Below are 16,280 nucleotides of genomic sequence, written 5' to 3' on the forward strand. Positions count from 1 at the left end.
CGCCTGATGATCAGGCAGCAGGCTCCAGTTCAGCGATTGCAGCGGTCGTGACAGGCACCACCGCTTGACCGCTCAACGCCAGGTCCAGCAGTTCGCGGTTGGCGACCGCGTACATGGCGTAGTCGGTGCCGCTGGCGGCACGGATGTCCACCAGCATGGCGCGCCAGCGCTCGACCATGGTCTGGTTCTGGTCCATCCACAAGGCCAGACGCGCTTCCACGTCCAGGTCGTCGTTGCCCATTTGCAGGACCGAGATGGTGATCGCCCGTTGCTGCCAGTCGATGTCATCGCGGAACGCTTCACGGGCCAGTGCTTGCCAGTTGTTTTCCACCGGCAGAGCGCTGATCTGTTGCAGGTACCAGGTCAGGTCCAGCGCGCTGCCCACGGCGAAGTAGGCCTTGGCCACGTCCGCTGCGTTCTGGCCGGTCACATCCGCCGCCTCGATAATTGGCAGCAAGGTGTACAGGTGCGTAGTGCCTGCAACCATGCGCGCCAGCAACTCAGGTACGCCAGCCGCGACGTAGGCCTGATAGCGGGTCTGCCAGCCTTCGCGGGTCGGGCCTTCCAGCAGTTCGTCGAGCTTGAGGCCCAGCGCTGCCAGATGTGGACCGAAGTGGGCGACGTCGCGCGCTGCGTTCTGTTCGTTGCGACGGCTGCGCAGGAACCAGCGAGTGGCACGACGGCCCAGACGCATCAGCTCATCCATAAGTTCCAGTTGTACGTCGGCCGAAACCTGGTAATCCAGGGCTTCGATCTGACGGAACCAGTGCGGGAGATGGAAGATGTCACGCACGATCACATAGGCGCCGGCCACGTTCGCCGGGCTCATGCCAGTCGACTCTTTGAGTCGCTGAACGAAGGTGATGCCCATGTGGTTGACCAGGTCGTTGGCGATCTGGGTGCTGACGATCTCACGCTTCAGACGGTGACGACGCATGGCCTCGGAGAACTTGCTCACCAGCATCGGCGGGAAAGCGGTTTCCATGTCGCGGGTCAGGTAGTCGTCGTCCGGTACCAGGGAGTTGAGCAACTGCTCCTTGAGGTCGATCTTGCTGTAGGAGATCAGTACCGAGAGTTCGGCACGGGTCAGGCCATGGCCTGCCGCAACGCGCTCGTTGAGTTGATCTTCGGTCGGCAGGAACTCGATGGCACGGTCCAGCTTGCCACGGCCTTCCAGGTCGTTCATCAGGCGCTTGTACTCGGCAATCCGCACGTAGGCACGACGGGCTGCCAGGGACAGGGCCTGGGTCTGCTTGTAGTTGTTGCCGAGAACCAGGCCGCCGACTTCATCCGTCATGCTGCCAAGCAACTGGTTACGTTGCTTCTCGGTCATGTCGCCAGCCTGCACCACTTCGTTGAGCAGGATCTTGATGTTCACTTCGTGGTCGGAGCAGTCCACGCCACCGGCGTTGTCGATGAAGTCGGTGTTGGAGCCGCCGCCATTGAGACCGAATTCGACACGACCCAGTTGGGTCATACCGAGGTTACCGCCCTCGCCCACGACTTTGCAGCGCAGTTCGTTGCCGTTCACGCGCAGTGCATCGTTGGCCTTGTCGCCGACATCGGCGTGGCTTTCGCTGCTGGCTTTGACGTACGTACCGATACCGCCGTTCCACAGCAGATCCACTGGCGCCTTGAGCAAGGCGTTCAGCAGTTCGGTCGGGGTCAGCTTGTCGGCCTGAATGTCGAAGCGCTCTTTCATCTGCGGGGAAATCGCGATGCTTTTCGCGCTACGGGAGAAGATCCCGCCGCCTTCGGACATGATGCTGGTGTCGTAATCCGACCACGCCGAACGCGGCAGATCGAACAGACGCTGACGCTCAGCGAAGCTGTTGGCCGGCTCAGGGTTCGGGTCGATGAAAATGTGCAGGTGGTTGAACGCGGCAACCAGTTGCAGCTTGTCGGACATCAGCAAGCCGTTACCGAACACGTCACCGGCCATGTCGCCGACGCCGACCACAGTGATGCTGTCTTCCTGGACGTTGATACCGCGCTCACGGAAGTGACGTTGAACGCCAACCCACGCGCCTTTGGCGGTGATGCCCATTTTCTTGTGGTCATAACCGGCCGAGCCGCCCGACGCGAAGGCATCACCGAGCCAGAAGCCGTAGTCGATCGCAATACCGTTGGCGATGTCGGAGAAGGTCGCAGTGCCCTTGTCCGCAGCCACCACCAGGTACGGGTCATCGTCGTCATGACGCACGACGTTGGCCGGCGGTACCAGCGCGCCGTCTTTCAGGTTGTCGGTGATGTCCAACAGACCGGAAATGAAGATGCGGTAGCAGGCGATGCCTTCTGCTGCGATTTCATCACGGCTGCCACCCAGTGGCAGGCGACGCGGCAGGAAGCCGCCCTTCGCACCCACCGGCACGATGACCGAGTTCTTCACTTGCTGGGCTTTTACCAGGCCCAGGACTTCGGTACGGAAGTCTTCTTCACGGTCGGACCAGCGCAGACCACCGCGAGCAACGTTGCCAAAGCGCAGGTGCACGCCTTCGACGCGTGGCGAGTAGACGAAGATTTCGAACTTCGGAACCGGCTTCGGCAGCTCTGGAATGGCGTGCGGGTTGAACTTGAAGCTGAAGTAGGACTTGTTCTGACCGTTGGCGTCGGTCTGGTAGAAGTTGGTCCGCAGGGTTGCCTTGATCAGGTCCAGGTAGCGACGCAGGATGCGGTCTTCGTTCAGTACTTGAACGTCGTCCAGCGCAGCCAGGATCGCGTGTTCCAGACGCAGTTGCTTGTCGTCGAGGTCGTCGCTGGTCAGCTTGCGGGCCAGGTAGAAACGGGTTTTGAACAACCGGGTCAACTCGCGAGCGATGTCGGTGTGGTTGTTCAGGGTGCTGGCGATGTAGCCCAGGTCGAAGCCCAGACGAATCTGCTTCAGGTAACGGGCGTAAGCACGCAGCAGCGCCACGTCGCGCCATGGCAGGCCGGCGGTCAGTACCAGACGGTTGAACGCATCGTTTTCGGCGTCGCCGCGAACGATGTGGACGAACGCGTCCTGCAGGGTGTCGTTGAGCTGCTGGATGTCGAGGTTCAGGCCTTCAGCGGCGGTGAACGCAAAGTCGTGAATCCAGAACTCGCGACCATTGCTGTGGCGCAGGCGATACGGGAACTCGCCGAGCACGCGCAGGCCAAGGTTTTCGAGGATCGGCAGTACGTCGGACAGCGCCAGCGGAGTATCGGCGTGATACAGCTTGCAGTGCAGCAACTGCTGGCCGGTGGACTGGGCCAGTGGCTGATAGAAGCTCATCACCAGCGGATTTTTTTCGCTCAGGCTCAGCAGGTGCTGCATGTCGACCACAGCCGAATGCGCAGCGAAGCGTTCGCGGTAGCCGGCCGGGAAGCCTTTCGGGAAGTCGGACAGCACATTGGTGCCCTGGGCTTCGCCGAAGCTTTCGACCACCAGGCTTGCGTAGTCGTCCTGCCAGCTGCGGCAGGCCTGAACCACTTCTTTTTCCAGCAGCAGCGGATCGATGTCCAGGCGATTCTTCGGGTCAACCCGCAGAATCAGTTGCACACGGGCCAGTACGGACTCAGAGAAGAAGGTCCAGAACTCGCAATCGCTGGCTTTCAGGCGATCCATCAGCACTTGCTGGATCTTCTGACGCACTTCGGTGGAATAGATGTCGCGTGGCACGTAGGCCAGGCAGTAGCAGAAACGACCGTACGGGTCTTTGCGCAGGAACACGCGAATCTTGTTGCGTTCCTGAATCTGCACGATCGACATCACGGTGCTGAACAGCTCGTCGACCGGGGTCTGGAACAGATCGTCACGCGGCAGCACTTCGAGTACCTGGGCCAGTTCCTTGCCCAGGTGCGCCTTGGCCTGGAAGCCGGAGCGCTGCTCGATGACATCGACCTTGCGGCGGATGTACGGAATGACTCGCACGCTTTCGCCATACACCGAGGAGGTGTACAGGCCCATGAAGCGGCATTCCTTGATGACTTTACCGTTGGCATCGATCTGGCGGATCGACACATAGTCAGGGTAAGCCGGACGGTGCACACGGCTTGGATGCGCAGCCTTGGCGAACGACAGTGGCGTCGGTTCGCGCAGGTAGTTCACGGCGTAGTCTTCGATACGCAGGTCGTCAGCCGTCAGGCCGGCGCGCAGCAATCGGGTCAGGCCCAGGAACGAGCTCTGGTCGTACTCGATATGACCGCCATCCTTGTCGTCGCGAACCACGAACTCTTCGTAACCGAGGAACGTGAAGTGGTTGCCCACCAGCCACTCGAGGAAGCCCTTGATCTCGCTCTTTTCTTCGGCATCGACGGCAAATTTGCTCTTGTCGATGCCTTCGATCAGTTCCTGGACCTTGGCTTTCATCGGTTCGAAATCGGCGACCGCAACGCGGACTTCACCGAGAACCTGCTCCAGCTCCTTGCTCAACACATTGAGTTCGGCGGTATGGGCGCAACGATCGATCTCAAGGTACATCAGCGATTCTTGCAGAATGCCTTCGCCCTGGGTGCCTTTCGGCAGGATTTCCAGCAGTTCGCCCTTGGCGCCGCGACGCACGCTCAGCACCGTGGTTTGCAAGGTATGGATGCTGTAGCCGCGACGATTCAGCTCGGTGCGCACCGAGTCCACGAGAAATGGCAGGTCGTGGTGCAGCACTTCGACCGCGGTATGGGTCGACTGCCAGCCGTGACGTTCGTAATCCGGGTTGTAAACGCGCACTTGTGGTTGCGCATGATCAAAGCGCTCAAGCAGGCGCCAGGCAGAAAGGGTGCAGCCGGCGAGGTCGGACAACCGGCGCTGGGTCAGCTCATCGAGGGAAATAATGCCGAAGAATTGTTCAGCGAACAGCGCCACTTGTGGCAGTGACTGTTCACTGATGTGCTGCGCCAGTGCCGCTTGCAGTTGTTGCTGGAAGTCGGCTTTGCTGGCTGCGGTGAAGAACGCCATCTGTGGTACTCCGCTTGGGCTTGTTATTGATGGAAGCGTCGCGTGCAAAACCCCTGTCGGGGCGATCCGTCACCCTGTTCCTGAATCTCGGGCAGAGGTTAACAGGGTGACAGTTGGGTGAAGCTGGACGAGACACTCAGGTCACATTCACCTTCCATGAATGGGCATCTGCAAAAACCACTGCGCGATCGATTGCGCACTGTCTTTACGGGTATCCATTGGTTGCGCAGCTTATCGGGTGCGACAACCTGCCTGCTTGCGATGCTGCGACATATTCGGTCATCGGCACGTAACTCATCGGCAGCGCATCGAACAACACTAGCACTCGCGCGAGAAAAAGACGGTTTTATGCCCGTATTCGCGGCACATCCGTCCTGAAATGACCAGCAACACCCGGGATGTTCACGACACATCTTCTGACAGTCAGACGAGCAGAAATTCCCTCGGGCTGGCAAAATCGGATTTTGTCGTCTTTATAACGCTCGTTGAGCCAGGAATCGCCCCATGCAACTGACCACCGCCCACCTGATCGCCAACCCGTGCGATGACGAAGAAGACAACATGGCCATGCTCTGCTGCCACAGCAATCAGGGCGAGATGTTTCTGATGACTCGCTACCCGGATGAAGATGAGCTGGAGATCACCCTTGATGGTGAACCGTCGACCCTCGATGGCGTGAAAGTCACCCTCAGCCCTACCCGCCTGCTGATCGAAATAGCCGCCGCTGACGCCGATGCGCTGAATGGCGACGATCATCTGGAAATCCACCACAGCACCGCGCCGGCGGATCTGGCTGAAGTGGAAGAAACGTTACAGAACATTCTCAAGGGCACGGGCACTTATGTGAGCCAGTTGAGCTGACCCGCGATGGCGGTCTCACCACCGCCACATTCCCTGGGAAGATTGACTATGCTTGCCTCATACACTCCGGTGACGAGGGATTTATGGACGATCCAGTCGACAACAAACCACCCAGCTTCTGGCAAATGCTGCAAAGCGTGATGGCCGCGGCGTTCGGCGTGCAGAGCGGGAAGAACCGCGCCCGCGACTTCACGCACGGCAAACCCAGTCATTTCGTGATATTAGGCATTCTGTTCACCGCAGTCTTTGCGCTGACGCTGTTCGGCATCGTGAAACTGGTCCTGCATCTGGCCGGGGTTTAGCCCGACGTCAGTGCATCAGCGCTTGCAGGCTGAACGGATAGCGATAACTCAGCGGACGATCCTTGGCCGAAAAGCTGCGAAAGTTCACGCCGTAGTTCTGCGTGGCACCGATGGCCAACAATCGCCTGGCCTGCTCCCGATCAATCAACTGCAACAGCGGGACTTGCCGGTCACGACCGCCATATCGGTCGACGTGCACGCCCTGGTCATAGTCATGCAATTCCACCAGCGCCCAACCACCCAGACTGAAATGCCCGCCCAGCAATACGCTCAGGCGACCATCGAGCAACGCCTGCAAAGCTGCCGGTGATGTGTTGACGGCACTGAACAGCGCGCCTTTGCCCGGTGTGCCGCCCGCTTCTTCGTAGGCCTGCATCGCGCCGAACGCCATTTCATCGTTGGCCGTCCAGATCAGCGACGTCTTCGGATAGCGCTTGAACAGCATCGTCGCCTGCTCATGAACGCGCTGACGGTTCCAGGCGCCGTACACCAGTTGCTGCAAATGCACCTCGGGGTGCTCGCGCAATGCCCGCATCATGCCCTTTTCACGCAACTGCGAGGCCGGCGTGATTTTCAAACCGGCAAACGCCAGCAACTCAAGTTTCTGGCCGGGGGCGACCGGAGGATGCAGGCGGATCAACTCCTTGAGCATCAGGTAACCGCCCTCCTCATCGTTGGGCACCAGGCTACCGAGCAAATTGGGGTATTTTTCCTGGCGATTGCCGAGCAACGCCATCTGATCGGCGTTCAGCGCGCTATTGACGATAAACAGCTTCACGCCGCTGCCCTCGGACAGCCGCAAGATTTCCGGCGCAACATATTGCTCGTTGGCGAACACCAGATAGTCCGGCCGATGTGGCCCTTGCAGGGCTTCACGGGCCTGCTTGATCGTGGTTTCAGGCTCGCGCTCGGAATACTGTATCCGCAGGTCCATGCCCAGGTCCCGGGCGGCGGCCTGCATGAATTGCGAATAGCTGAGCCAAAAGGTTTCCGCAGAGGTGCCGGGGCTCAGGAACAGCACCGACGCCGCTTGCGTACCCGATCCATAGACCGAGCAAACCGTCAGCAATACCCCACAGAAAAACTTGAACATTGAATATCCGAGCCCCGGAAATTAGCCACGCATTATAGCCAGCGAAATGCTGGCAAATCGCGATTAATCGCCGTTTTGTCCGACAATCGTCAGAACAGGGCCCGGACCCGCTTACCTATTGATGGCTGACCCAGAACACCGCAGTGCCCACTACCAGGATAATCAGGAACAGAATGGCCCATGCATCAACGGTGCTATCGCTTTTCCGTGCTTTGGTTGGGTTGCTCATTGCATCGCCTCTTGTCGGTTTTATCGGTGATTGCAGAAAGACTCGAGCACAGTAAAGACGACGATTGCCCTCACCACAAACAGGGCCTTTGCAACAACGATTCTCATTAGTCGATTTGGTTCTTTACATATACTCAAACATCACTTTTGCGCATAAACGCAAACTGGTATCTTGCCTCGGCTCCGTGGGGAGTGCGCGGCCGTGCGCGCAGAATTGCCAAGGCAGTATCGGAATCAAGCGAGCGAAAAGCGCAGCTGTTCCTGATTGGCCCAAGCCTGAGAACAGGACCTATATGTACGTATACGACGAGTACGATCAGCGGATCATCGAGGACCGCGTCAAGCAGTTCCGTGATCAGACCCGACGCTATCTGGCAGGCGAGCTGAGCGAAGAAGAATTCCGCCCCCTGCGCCTGCAAAATGGCCTTTACATCCAGCGCTTCGCCCCGATGCTGCGGGTTGCCGTGCCTTATGGCCAACTGACTTCGCGCCAGACGCGAATGATGGCCAAGATCGCCCGCGACTACGACAAGGGCTACGCCCACATCAGTACCCGGCAGAACGTACAGTTCAACTGGCCGGCGCTGGAAGACATTCCGGACATCCTGGCTGAACTGGCGACCGTGCAGATGCACGCGATCCAGACCAGCGGCAACTGCCTGCGCAACGTCACCACCGATCAGTTCGCCGGTGTCGCTGCCGACGAGCTGATCGATCCGCGTCCGTGGTGCGAAATCGTCCGTCAGTGGACGACCTTCCACCCGGAATTCGCCTACCTGCCGCGCAAGTTCAAGATCGCAATCAACGGTTCGACGTCGGACCGCGCGGCCATCGAAGTCCATGACATCGGCCTTGAGCCGGTGCACAACGCCGCAGGCGAACTGGGTTTCCGCGTGCTGGTCGGTGGTGGCCTCGGTCGTACGCCTGTCGTTGGCGCGTTCATCAATGAATTCCTGCCGTGGCAAGACCTGTTGAGCTACCTCGACGCCATTCTGCGCGTGTACAACCGCTACGGCCGTCGTGACAACAAGTACAAGGCGCGGATCAAGATTCTGGTCAAGGCCCTGACGCCTGAAGTCTTTGCACAAAAAGTCGACGCGGAAATGGAATACCTTCGCGGTGGCCAGACCACGCTGACCGAAGCCGAAGTGCATCGCGTCGCCAAGCACTTCGTCGATCCGGACTACAAAGTCCTGGACGATCAGACCGCAGAGCTGGCTGAACTCGACAAGCAACACCCGGGTTTTGCTCGCTGGCGTACCCGCAACACCCTGGCGCACAAGAAGCCGGGTTATGTGGCCGTAACCCTGTCGCTCAAGCCGACCGGGGTTGCGCCGGGCGACCTGACCGACAAGCAGCTCGATGGCGTTGCCGACCTGGCCGACCGCTACAGCTTTGGTCAGCTGCGCACTTCCCACGAGCAGAACATCATTCTGGCTGACGTCGAGCAGAGCCAATTGTTCGCCATGTGGGGTGAATTGCGCGAACAAGGTTTCGCTACGCCGAACATCGGCCTGCTGACCGACATCATCTGCTGCCCGGGTGGCGACTTCTGCTCCCTGGCCAATGCCAAGTCGATCCCTATCGCCGAAGCCATCCAGCGCCGTTTCGATGACCTGGACTACCTGTTCGACATCGGCGAACTGGACCTGAACATCTCCGGCTGCATGAACGCCTGTGGTCACCACCACGTCGGTCACATCGGCATCCTCGGCGTGGACAAGAAAGGTGAAGAGTTCTACCAGGTATCCCTCGGTGGCAGCGCCAGCCGTGACGCCAGCCTGGGCAAGATCCTCGGCCCGTCCTTTGCCCAGGACGACATGCCTGACGTGATCTCGAAGCTGATCGACGTGTACGTGGAACAACGTACCGAAGACGAACGCTTCATCGACACCTATCAACGTATCGGCATCGACCTCTTCAAGGAACGCGTCTATGCAGCGAATAATTAAGAACAACGAAGTCATCGACGAAACCTGGCACTTGCTGCCCAAGGACGCGAGTTTCGACGGCATTTCCAACTGCGACGACCTGATCGTGCCACTGGCCCTGTGGCGCGATCACGCACATGCCCTCAAGGCGCGTGATGGCGGTTTGGGCGTGTGGCTGGATGCCGATGAAGAAGCCGAGGAAATCGGTGACGACGTCGATCAGTTCCAGGTCATCGCCTTGAACTTCCCGGCCTTCACCGACGGGCGCAACTACTCCAACGCGCGCCTGCTGCGTGATCGCTACGGCTACAAGGGCGAGCTGCGGGCGATTGGCGATGTGCTGCGCGACCAGCTGTTCTACCTGCATCGCTGCGGTTTCGACGCGTATGCATTGCGCGCCGACAAGGACCCGTACGAAGCCCTTGAAAGCCTCAAGGACTTCTCGGTGACCTACCAGGCCGCCACCGACGAACCGCTGCCGCTGTTCCGTCGCCGCTGATCGACAAAAAAGCCTTGAGCCCGGCGCCTGTGCCGGGACTCAAGATTTTTCATTGTGGCTACAGACTCCCCCACCCCACCTACGACGCTTGAGAAGTCTCGCCATCCAGACTGGTTTTTTTCACAGGCGGCTCCTTGAATAAAGTGATTCTGTCTTCCAGTCGTACAAAACTGGCAAACGGGTCATCCCTATCGAAAATCGACCATTCCACGCCCTCGAACAGGTGCTGGCAAAGCTCCGGCGAAGCATCCATCTCATCAACCATTCGCCACACTCGCTGTTGCAAAGGTGCATAGTCCACCAGGAAATCAGCCGTGTGCGTCAGCACTTCCAAAGTACCGAAGAAACGATCACTCCCCTCTTTTGCAAAAACACGCCCCCAACGTGCGGTCTGTTGTGCCGCCTGCTCGGGGAGAAGCCCGGTCAACCAAACGTCTGGCTTGGCAAAATCGCGTACCGTTGACCCCATCCATAAATTGATCCCTGTCTGCTTTCGATGAGCCACGACCCATTGCAGACTGTCTGTGTCGGTTAGCGGATTACCTGAAAGCAAGACGTTGCCCTCGACCACCGACTGCTTCCGAACCGATTCAGGCACCCGGACAATCTGGTTATCACGAAGATCCAAGCGCTCCAGGCCAGGAAAATCCAGAGCAAAAATCGGGCAAGACTTAAGCTCCGCGCGCCTCAACTTGAGTTGACGCAATTCGTTCATCTGAAACACTGGCGGTGGGAGACCCAACGGATTTTCGCTTAGATCGAGCTCCTGCAGTCGGGTGAGCCCGGCGAGTTGGCCTACGGTTTCCTCCGTCAGGACCAACCGGGTCGCTTTCAGATTAAGGACCACAAGCTGAGACAGCTGACCGATGGCAGGCGGCAATCGACCCACCTCGATACCATTCTGATCAAAGAGACGTAGATCAACGCCCTGCATATTCAACTCGCGAAGATTGGGAAAACACTCAAGGAATCCATTAAGGCTACCGCGTTGCGTCAACTTGAAATTCGGCATGGTGAGAGAGACCACGTCATTCAACTTCACATTAAGCTGCGGAAGGTAGTGCATCTGCTCAAAGTCCATGTCCAGGTGGAAGCCGATGAACTGACCGCCCTGATAAACCCTGCTGTCCGGCCCGCTACGTTTTTGCCAAATGGCAATCAGCTCCTCGGCCAGTTCGTATCGGGTATCACGCTCAATCTCCATCCACTCTTCTATACGCGCGTCGTTCTCCTCCTCGATCTCGGCGTCGCTCATCCCCTCGGTACCCTCATCACCGGCGAGCAGAATCTCGATATCCATCTCATCGATATCATCGGTGACGTCTTCAATCCAACTGGTGATATCGACACGTAGCTGCTCTGTCTGCAATCTCAGCCGATAGAGATCAGCCTGAGCCTGGGCGCCCGCATTCAACAGAAACTCATCCGCTTGCTCAGTCGTAAAAGCAGGATAAATCTCTTTAACCTGAAGCCTCATCACCTCTGTGGACAGTTCACCGGACTGTGCGGTATTCGGGAATCCACCACCTCGCAACCCGAGACGCTGAAAGGTCAACCCGGAGTCCATCCTGCGCAATCCGAGCATCAATTCCGAGCGCGGCAGGGCGTTCTCCCGAATCTTGAGCAACAAGTCCTGCCATTCATGACCCGGACGCAAACCGAGGGCCGTGCGTTGTTCTTGCGGCAGGAGCCCGAGAAGTGCCAGGTCAAAGTCAGCCGTACCGACTCGCTCGTAGAGTGCCTCGACTCGAGTCGCGCGCGACCAGCCCGGCAGCCGTTCCAGCGTCTGCAAGACGAGCACATCGCTGTCGGCGTTTTCGACCGACTTCAGATAGAGCCCCTCATAGGCGCGGCACAGGCGTACATGCTGTTCGTACTGCTGCGCCTTGCCGCTCAACTGCCCCAGCACTCGCTTGGTATCAGCCAGAGTATGGGGCGCAGCAATGTCCACTCCCGACCTGTCGAGCATTTGCTCCACCGCACTTTTCGGCAAACCCGGGTATTGATGCCGAAACAACCTGACCCAGTCATTATCCGAATGCTGTAGCGCATCGTAGCGCTGCCTGAACTGTTCGACTCTTGCGCTCTTTAGCTGCTCGGCCTGCACAGAGCCTTCGGGGAACGCGTCAATGGCTCGCTGCAAATCCTGATCGAGGGTGAAACGACTGATGGTATCCGCCAGCACCGGAGCCGGTGACCGCTGTCCGGCGTGTATCAGACGCAGGACATCATCATCCACGGGGCTTACATGAGCTATCTGGGCCAGAACCTCATCGCTGAATGACTGGACAGTCGGCCCAATACCTCGCATCAGTTGTAGTCGTTCAGTGCCTGGGGCGGGAGGTGCAACATCTCCGGCTACAATCGAGGACTCACCGGACAAGGGCTCATCCACAACGGCGGGTGCAGGACCGGGTTCAGAGCCGATGCCGACGGAATGTTCTTCAGCCTTGATGGCTGCCCCTTCCGCGGCCAGTGGCAAGGCATTGAGCAAACCGAACAGGGTGCGTGTGACACCTGCCGAACGCTCTTCAGCGGTCTTGCCATCAACCGCCTGAGCCACCCCATAACCGGCATCGATCAGCCCGGCCAACGCCAACAAGCCTTCGCCACCTGGAACGAACAGCGCCAAGGGACCAAACTTGTTGATCCATTGCACAATGGGCTCGACCACCGCACTCAAATCATCCCGATTGACCTGGGCATCGTCACGAATCGTTTCAATACTGGCCTGGGCCGCTTGCTTCATCAGCAACACCCACTGCGCGAAGGGATCGACTGGAGACGTTGCAACCTCCAAGTGAATGTAATCGGCAGGATCCCAGTAACCATCATCGTTGAAAAAACCATGACCTTTCTTCAAATGATGTTGTTCGGGGTAAATCGCCATGCCGTCCAACGCGGTCGACACGCCCGCGTGAAATGTGCCGTCCTGACGGTCATCTTCGGAAAAATGCGCTGCCAGCGCATCCCGCCTGGCAACGTCCCCGCCCACATCGACCACCCATTCGTGCAACGCCTTTTGATCGGCAAACTCATGGAACGGAGAAGAGTTACTCGGGATATAAAGCAAAATCCGCTCACTGGTTTTCTCTCGAAAACTCCAGATATCGCTCGATACATAACGGTAAATGACCAGCCGCGCAGCCTCTATGGAAGACTCGATCGTCGCCCAGGCCTGCAATTGCTCAACCGTCAGTTGCTCCCACGTTTGCTGCGCATCAAATCCGGCAACCCGCAGTGCCAGTTTGAGTCCGTCCTGGGTCAGGCTGTTTTCCCGGTGTTGCAAATAAGCCGCCATGACAAAGGCCGTCTTGACCGAAGTGCGTAGCGGATAGCCTTGCGGTGCAAGACAGACCTCATCGGAGGGCCACGCAGCGTGTACATAAGCGGTGTACTTGTCCTTGAACTCCAGCTCCCACACCCACTTTTTGAACGCTGCCGGCTGCAGCTTTAGCTGAGTGCTCGGGCCGTAGAGCTGAGGGTCGGTCTGGCGGTAGATGCCCTCATAGTCCAGGAACCCGCCGTCAGGCTTGATGGACTCATCGATCTCGACGATTTGGACTTCCGGGCCCACGACAGGAGGCGTGTACAGGCCGAATCCCGTTTCCCCGAAACGACCCGCACCCACGGTCTGATAGTTGGACAACAGGGCCTGTACCAGGCTTTGTGACTTTCTGACGCGGCCTTGCTGCACGTCCTGTTGTGCAGGGTAGCCATAAAAATGGTAATTGAGGTCAACCAGGCGAGCAGCCAATAACTCTGCCCCCCAACGCTCCTCGATAAGCTTCGCGGCATATTGGGCCGGGGCCTGGGGCAATACAGCGTCCAGCGCAAGGCTCGACAGCAGCTGTTTGTTCCGAGTAGATAACCGGTTGGTGACAAGATGGTGTTGACTCTCTAGCGCCATCATTTGCAGTCCTTTGCAGTTGATTTGGGAGCCAAGAGCTTATGCATCGCCTGCCGCAAAAAAAGCAGGAAATGTCTTCAATCAAGTGGGAAAACGCGACGGTCTCAAAAGACCTGAAATGCTGAGGGTAATCACCCGCGACGGAGCCTGTACAGCGCCGAGCATTGCACTCGACGCTGCGTGGCGAGCCCCCCGGCTCCTTACCAGAAGCGCTGCTGGGTGAGACGGCTCCACCAGGTCAACAAGACCCGATCAATCGAACCGCTGGCCGCCAGGCCAACGCGTTCCTGCAGGCTCTTGCGTTCGGCATAATGCAGGTGAAACAGCTCTGCGCCCTTGGCCCGTTCGGCGAGGTATTCATCACTGGTTTTCAGTTCATCGACCAGTCGCTTTTCCAGTGCGGCAACACCCAGCCAGATTTCACCGGTGGCCACTTCATTGATGGCCAGTTGCGGCCGGTAGCGTGAGACGAAGTTCTTGAACAGTTCGTGGGTCACATCCAGGTCTTCCTGGAACTTCTCCCGGCCCTTCTCGGTGTTTTCGCCAAACACCGTCAGCGTGCGTTTGTACTCACCCGCTGTCAGGACTTCAAAGTCGATGTCGTGCTTTTTCAACAGGCGATTGACGTTAGGCAACTGCGCCACTACCCCGATCGAACCCAGAATGGCAAACGGCGCGCTGATGATCTTCTCGCCGATGCACGCCATCATGTAACCGCCGCTGGCCGCGACCTTGTCGATGCATACGGTCAATGGCACGCCGGCCTGACGAATGCGCGCCAGTTGCGAGGACGCCAGACCGTAGCTGTGAACCATGCCACCGCCGCTTTCCAGACGCAGCACGACTTCGTCCTTTGGCGTGGCCAGGGACAGCAGCGCGGTGATTTCGTGGCGCAGGCTTTCAGTCGCCGAAGCCCTGATGTCGCCATTGAAATCCAGCACGAACACCCGGGGTTTGGCTTCCGGCTTTTTCTTCTGTTTTTTCTCGGACTTGGCTTCGGATTTACGCAAGGCCTTGAGTTGCTCCTTGTCGAGCAGGGTCTGCTCCAGGCGCTCACGCAGCTCCTTGTAGAAATCATTGAGTTTACTGACCTGCAACTGGCCCGCGAACTTGCGCCGGCCTTTGCTGCGCAACGCCGCAAAGCTGGCCAGGACCACCAGAATGGCGATCACCAGGGTAACGGTTTTAGCCAGAAAACTTGCGTACTCGGCAAGAAAATCCACATTGACTCCTTAACGACGGTGCGCCGCAGAACTCGCGGGCGCGTATACCTTCAGCATACCCATGCAGCCGCGTTGCGACCAGTCGTGAAAGCTTCTGTAACGGGCCTCCAACGAGCATTTCAAACAAGCGTATGTTTTTTCATTGACAGCTCATCGCCATCCTCATAACCTCGCAAAACCTTCAACGTACCCGGATGACGCGGACGTGGGCAGCATCTATTTGATTCGACATGGCCAGGCCTCTTTCGGTGCAGACGACTACGACGTGCTGTCGCCGACCGGTATTCGCCAGGCAGAAATACTCGGCAGTCACCTGGCTGAACTGGGATTGAGTTTCGATCGCTGCCTGTCGGGCGACCTGCGTCGCCAGCAACACACCGCCAACAGTGCCCTTGCAAAATTCGGCGCTGTCGGCCTGCCGGTACCGCCGCTGGAAATCGATTCGGCTTTCAACGAGTTCGACGCCGACGCAGTAATCCGTGCACTGCTTCCAGACCTGCTGCCCGAAGAGCCCGAAGCCCTGAATATTCTGCGCAATGCCGCGCAGAATCGCGGCGAGTTTCAGCGAATCTTTGCCTTGATCATCGAGCGTTGGCTGGCCGGCACTTACGACCCACCGGGCCTCGAAAGCTGGCTTGGCTTCGTCGAGCGGGTCCAGGCCGGTTTGCAGCGTATTCTTGAACAGGCCGACAATACTCAGAAAATCGCCGTATTCACCTCCGGCGGGACCATCACCGCCCTGCTCCACCTGATTACTCAAATGCCGGCCAGGCAGGCTTTTGAACTGAATTGGCAAATCGTTAACACCTCGCTCAACCAACTGAAGTTCCGTGGTCGCGAGGTGGCACTGGCTTCCTTCAACAGTCATGCACATTTGCAGCTGCTGAAGGCCCCGGAACTCATCACTTTCCGTTGAGTCCGGATCACTGTGACCCTTGCTGTAACACTTCATGAAAGGATCGAACCATGACCTCCGTAGCTGACGCCGTACAAGCCATGAAAGCCAAGTTCAACCCAGCCGCTGCTGCCGGTCTGGACCTGGTTTTCGGTTTCCGCATCGACGACACCAAGAACTTCTCGCTGATCGTTAAAGACAGCACTTGCGAGCTGCAAGAAGGCGAAAACCCGGACGCTCAAGTGACTCTGGTCATGGACGGCGAAACCCTGGAAGGCATCGTCGACGGTTCGACCGACGGCATGCAGGCATTCATGGGCGGCAAACTGCGCGCTGAAGGCGACATGATGCTGGCCATGAAACTGTCCGAGCTGTTCCCAAGCTAAGACGACGGCTCCCAGCCTCGGGAGCCCTCTAGCTGCTTAC

General features: G+C 58.3%; 10 protein-coding genes. 6 read left to right on the forward strand and 4 right to left on the reverse strand.

All coding sequences use genetic code 11. The annotated features are described in order from the left end of the window. Nucleotides 1-10: 10 nt before the first annotated feature. Nucleotides 11-4,912, reverse strand: coding sequence for an NAD-glutamate dehydrogenase (locus tag AC1DIG_RS21985; RefSeq protein WP_477769000.1), 4,902 nt, complete (start codon nt 4,910-4,912; stop codon nt 11-13). Nucleotides 4,913-5,416: 504 nt separating this feature from the next. Between AC1DIG_RS21985 and AC1DIG_RS21990 the strand changes: the two genes are divergently transcribed. Together AC1DIG_RS21990 and AC1DIG_RS21995 are read left to right on the forward strand one after the other, a co-directional pair. Continuing rightward, entirely contained in the window at nt 5,417-5,773 is a 357-nt protein-coding gene (locus AC1DIG_RS21990; protein ID WP_216742252.1) for a hypothetical protein, read from the forward strand. An 83-nt stretch (nt 5,774-5,856) separates the two neighbouring features. Beyond that, complete coding sequence (locus AC1DIG_RS21995) at nt 5,857-6,075, forward strand: DUF2970 domain-containing protein (protein ID WP_414907169.1); 219 nt, start codon at nt 5,857-5,859, stop codon at nt 6,073-6,075. Between the two features lie 7 nt (nt 6,076-6,082). On the opposite strand, the gene AC1DIG_RS22000 is transcribed toward AC1DIG_RS21995, so the two are convergent. Further along, nucleotides 6,083-7,168 (reverse strand): ABC transporter substrate-binding protein, encoded by a 1,086-nt coding sequence (locus tag AC1DIG_RS22000; RefSeq protein WP_477769001.1) that lies wholly within the window; start codon nt 7,166-7,168, stop codon nt 6,083-6,085. A gap of 521 nt (nt 7,169-7,689) precedes the next feature. Here AC1DIG_RS22000 and AC1DIG_RS22005 point away from each other — a divergent pair. Next, a complete protein-coding gene (locus AC1DIG_RS22005) occupies nt 7,690-9,348 on the forward strand; it encodes a nitrite/sulfite reductase (protein ID WP_477769002.1) in 1,659 nt (552 codons plus the stop codon). After that, entirely contained in the window at nt 9,332-9,826 is a 495-nt protein-coding gene (locus tag AC1DIG_RS22010; protein WP_477769003.1) for a DUF934 domain-containing protein, read from the forward strand. Before AC1DIG_RS22005 ends, AC1DIG_RS22010 begins: the two co-directional genes overlap by 17 nt. 79 nt (nt 9,827-9,905) lie before the next feature. Here the strand turns inward: AC1DIG_RS22010 and AC1DIG_RS22015 are convergent, their stop codons facing one another. Both AC1DIG_RS22015 and sohB read right to left on the reverse strand, forming a co-directional pair. Continuing rightward, nucleotides 9,906-13,739, reverse strand: coding sequence for a dermonecrotic toxin domain-containing protein (locus AC1DIG_RS22015; protein WP_477769004.1), 3,834 nt, complete (start codon nt 13,737-13,739; stop codon nt 9,906-9,908). Between the two features lie 197 nt (nt 13,740-13,936). Then, nucleotides 13,937-14,959, reverse strand: a complete 1,023-nt coding sequence (gene sohB / locus AC1DIG_RS22020) for a protease SohB (protein WP_477769005.1) — start codon at nt 14,957-14,959, stop codon at nt 13,937-13,939. Between the two features lie 205 nt (nt 14,960-15,164). Between sohB and AC1DIG_RS22025 the strand changes: the two genes are divergently transcribed. Together AC1DIG_RS22025 and AC1DIG_RS22030 are read left to right on the forward strand one after the other, a co-directional pair. Continuing rightward, nucleotides 15,165-15,875, forward strand: a complete 711-nt coding sequence (locus AC1DIG_RS22025) for a histidine phosphatase family protein (protein ID WP_477769006.1) — start codon at nt 15,165-15,167, stop codon at nt 15,873-15,875. A gap of 50 nt (nt 15,876-15,925) precedes the next feature. Further along, the gene (locus AC1DIG_RS22030) at nt 15,926-16,240 is read left to right on the forward strand and encodes an SCP2 sterol-binding domain-containing protein (RefSeq protein WP_008015934.1); all 315 of its coding nucleotides are present in this window, start codon (nt 15,926-15,928) and stop codon (nt 16,238-16,240) included. Nucleotides 16,241-16,280 lie beyond the last annotated feature (40 nt).

Source organism: Pseudomonas sp. 05N431, from assembly GCF_056397005.1.

Bases quoted from the DNA above. Each gene is read 5' to 3' on its own strand.
- AC1DIG_RS21990 (WP_216742252.1), top strand. From the start codon at position 5,417: ATGCAACTGACCACCGCCCACCTGATCGCCAACCCGTGCGATGACGAA.
- AC1DIG_RS21995 (WP_414907169.1), top strand. From the start codon at position 5,857: ATGGACGATCCAGTCGACAACAAACCACCCAGCTTCTGGCAAATGCTG.
- AC1DIG_RS22010 (WP_477769003.1), top strand. From the start codon at position 9,332: ATGCAGCGAATAATTAAGAACAACGAAGTCATCGACGAAACCTGGCAC.
- AC1DIG_RS22030 (WP_008015934.1), top strand. From the start codon at position 15,926: ATGACCTCCGTAGCTGACGCCGTACAAGCCATGAAAGCCAAGTTCAAC.
- AC1DIG_RS21985 (WP_477769000.1), bottom strand. From the start codon at position 4,912: ATGGCGTTCTTCACCGCAGCCAGCAAAGCCGACTTCCAGCAACAACTG.
- AC1DIG_RS22000 (WP_477769001.1), bottom strand. From the start codon at position 7,168: ATGTTCAAGTTTTTCTGTGGGGTATTGCTGACGGTTTGCTCGGTCTAT.
- AC1DIG_RS22005 (WP_477769002.1), top strand. From the start codon at position 7,690: ATGTACGTATACGACGAGTACGATCAGCGGATCATCGAGGACCGCGTC.
- AC1DIG_RS22015 (WP_477769004.1), bottom strand. From the start codon at position 13,739: ATGATGGCGCTAGAGAGTCAACACCATCTTGTCACCAACCGGTTATCT.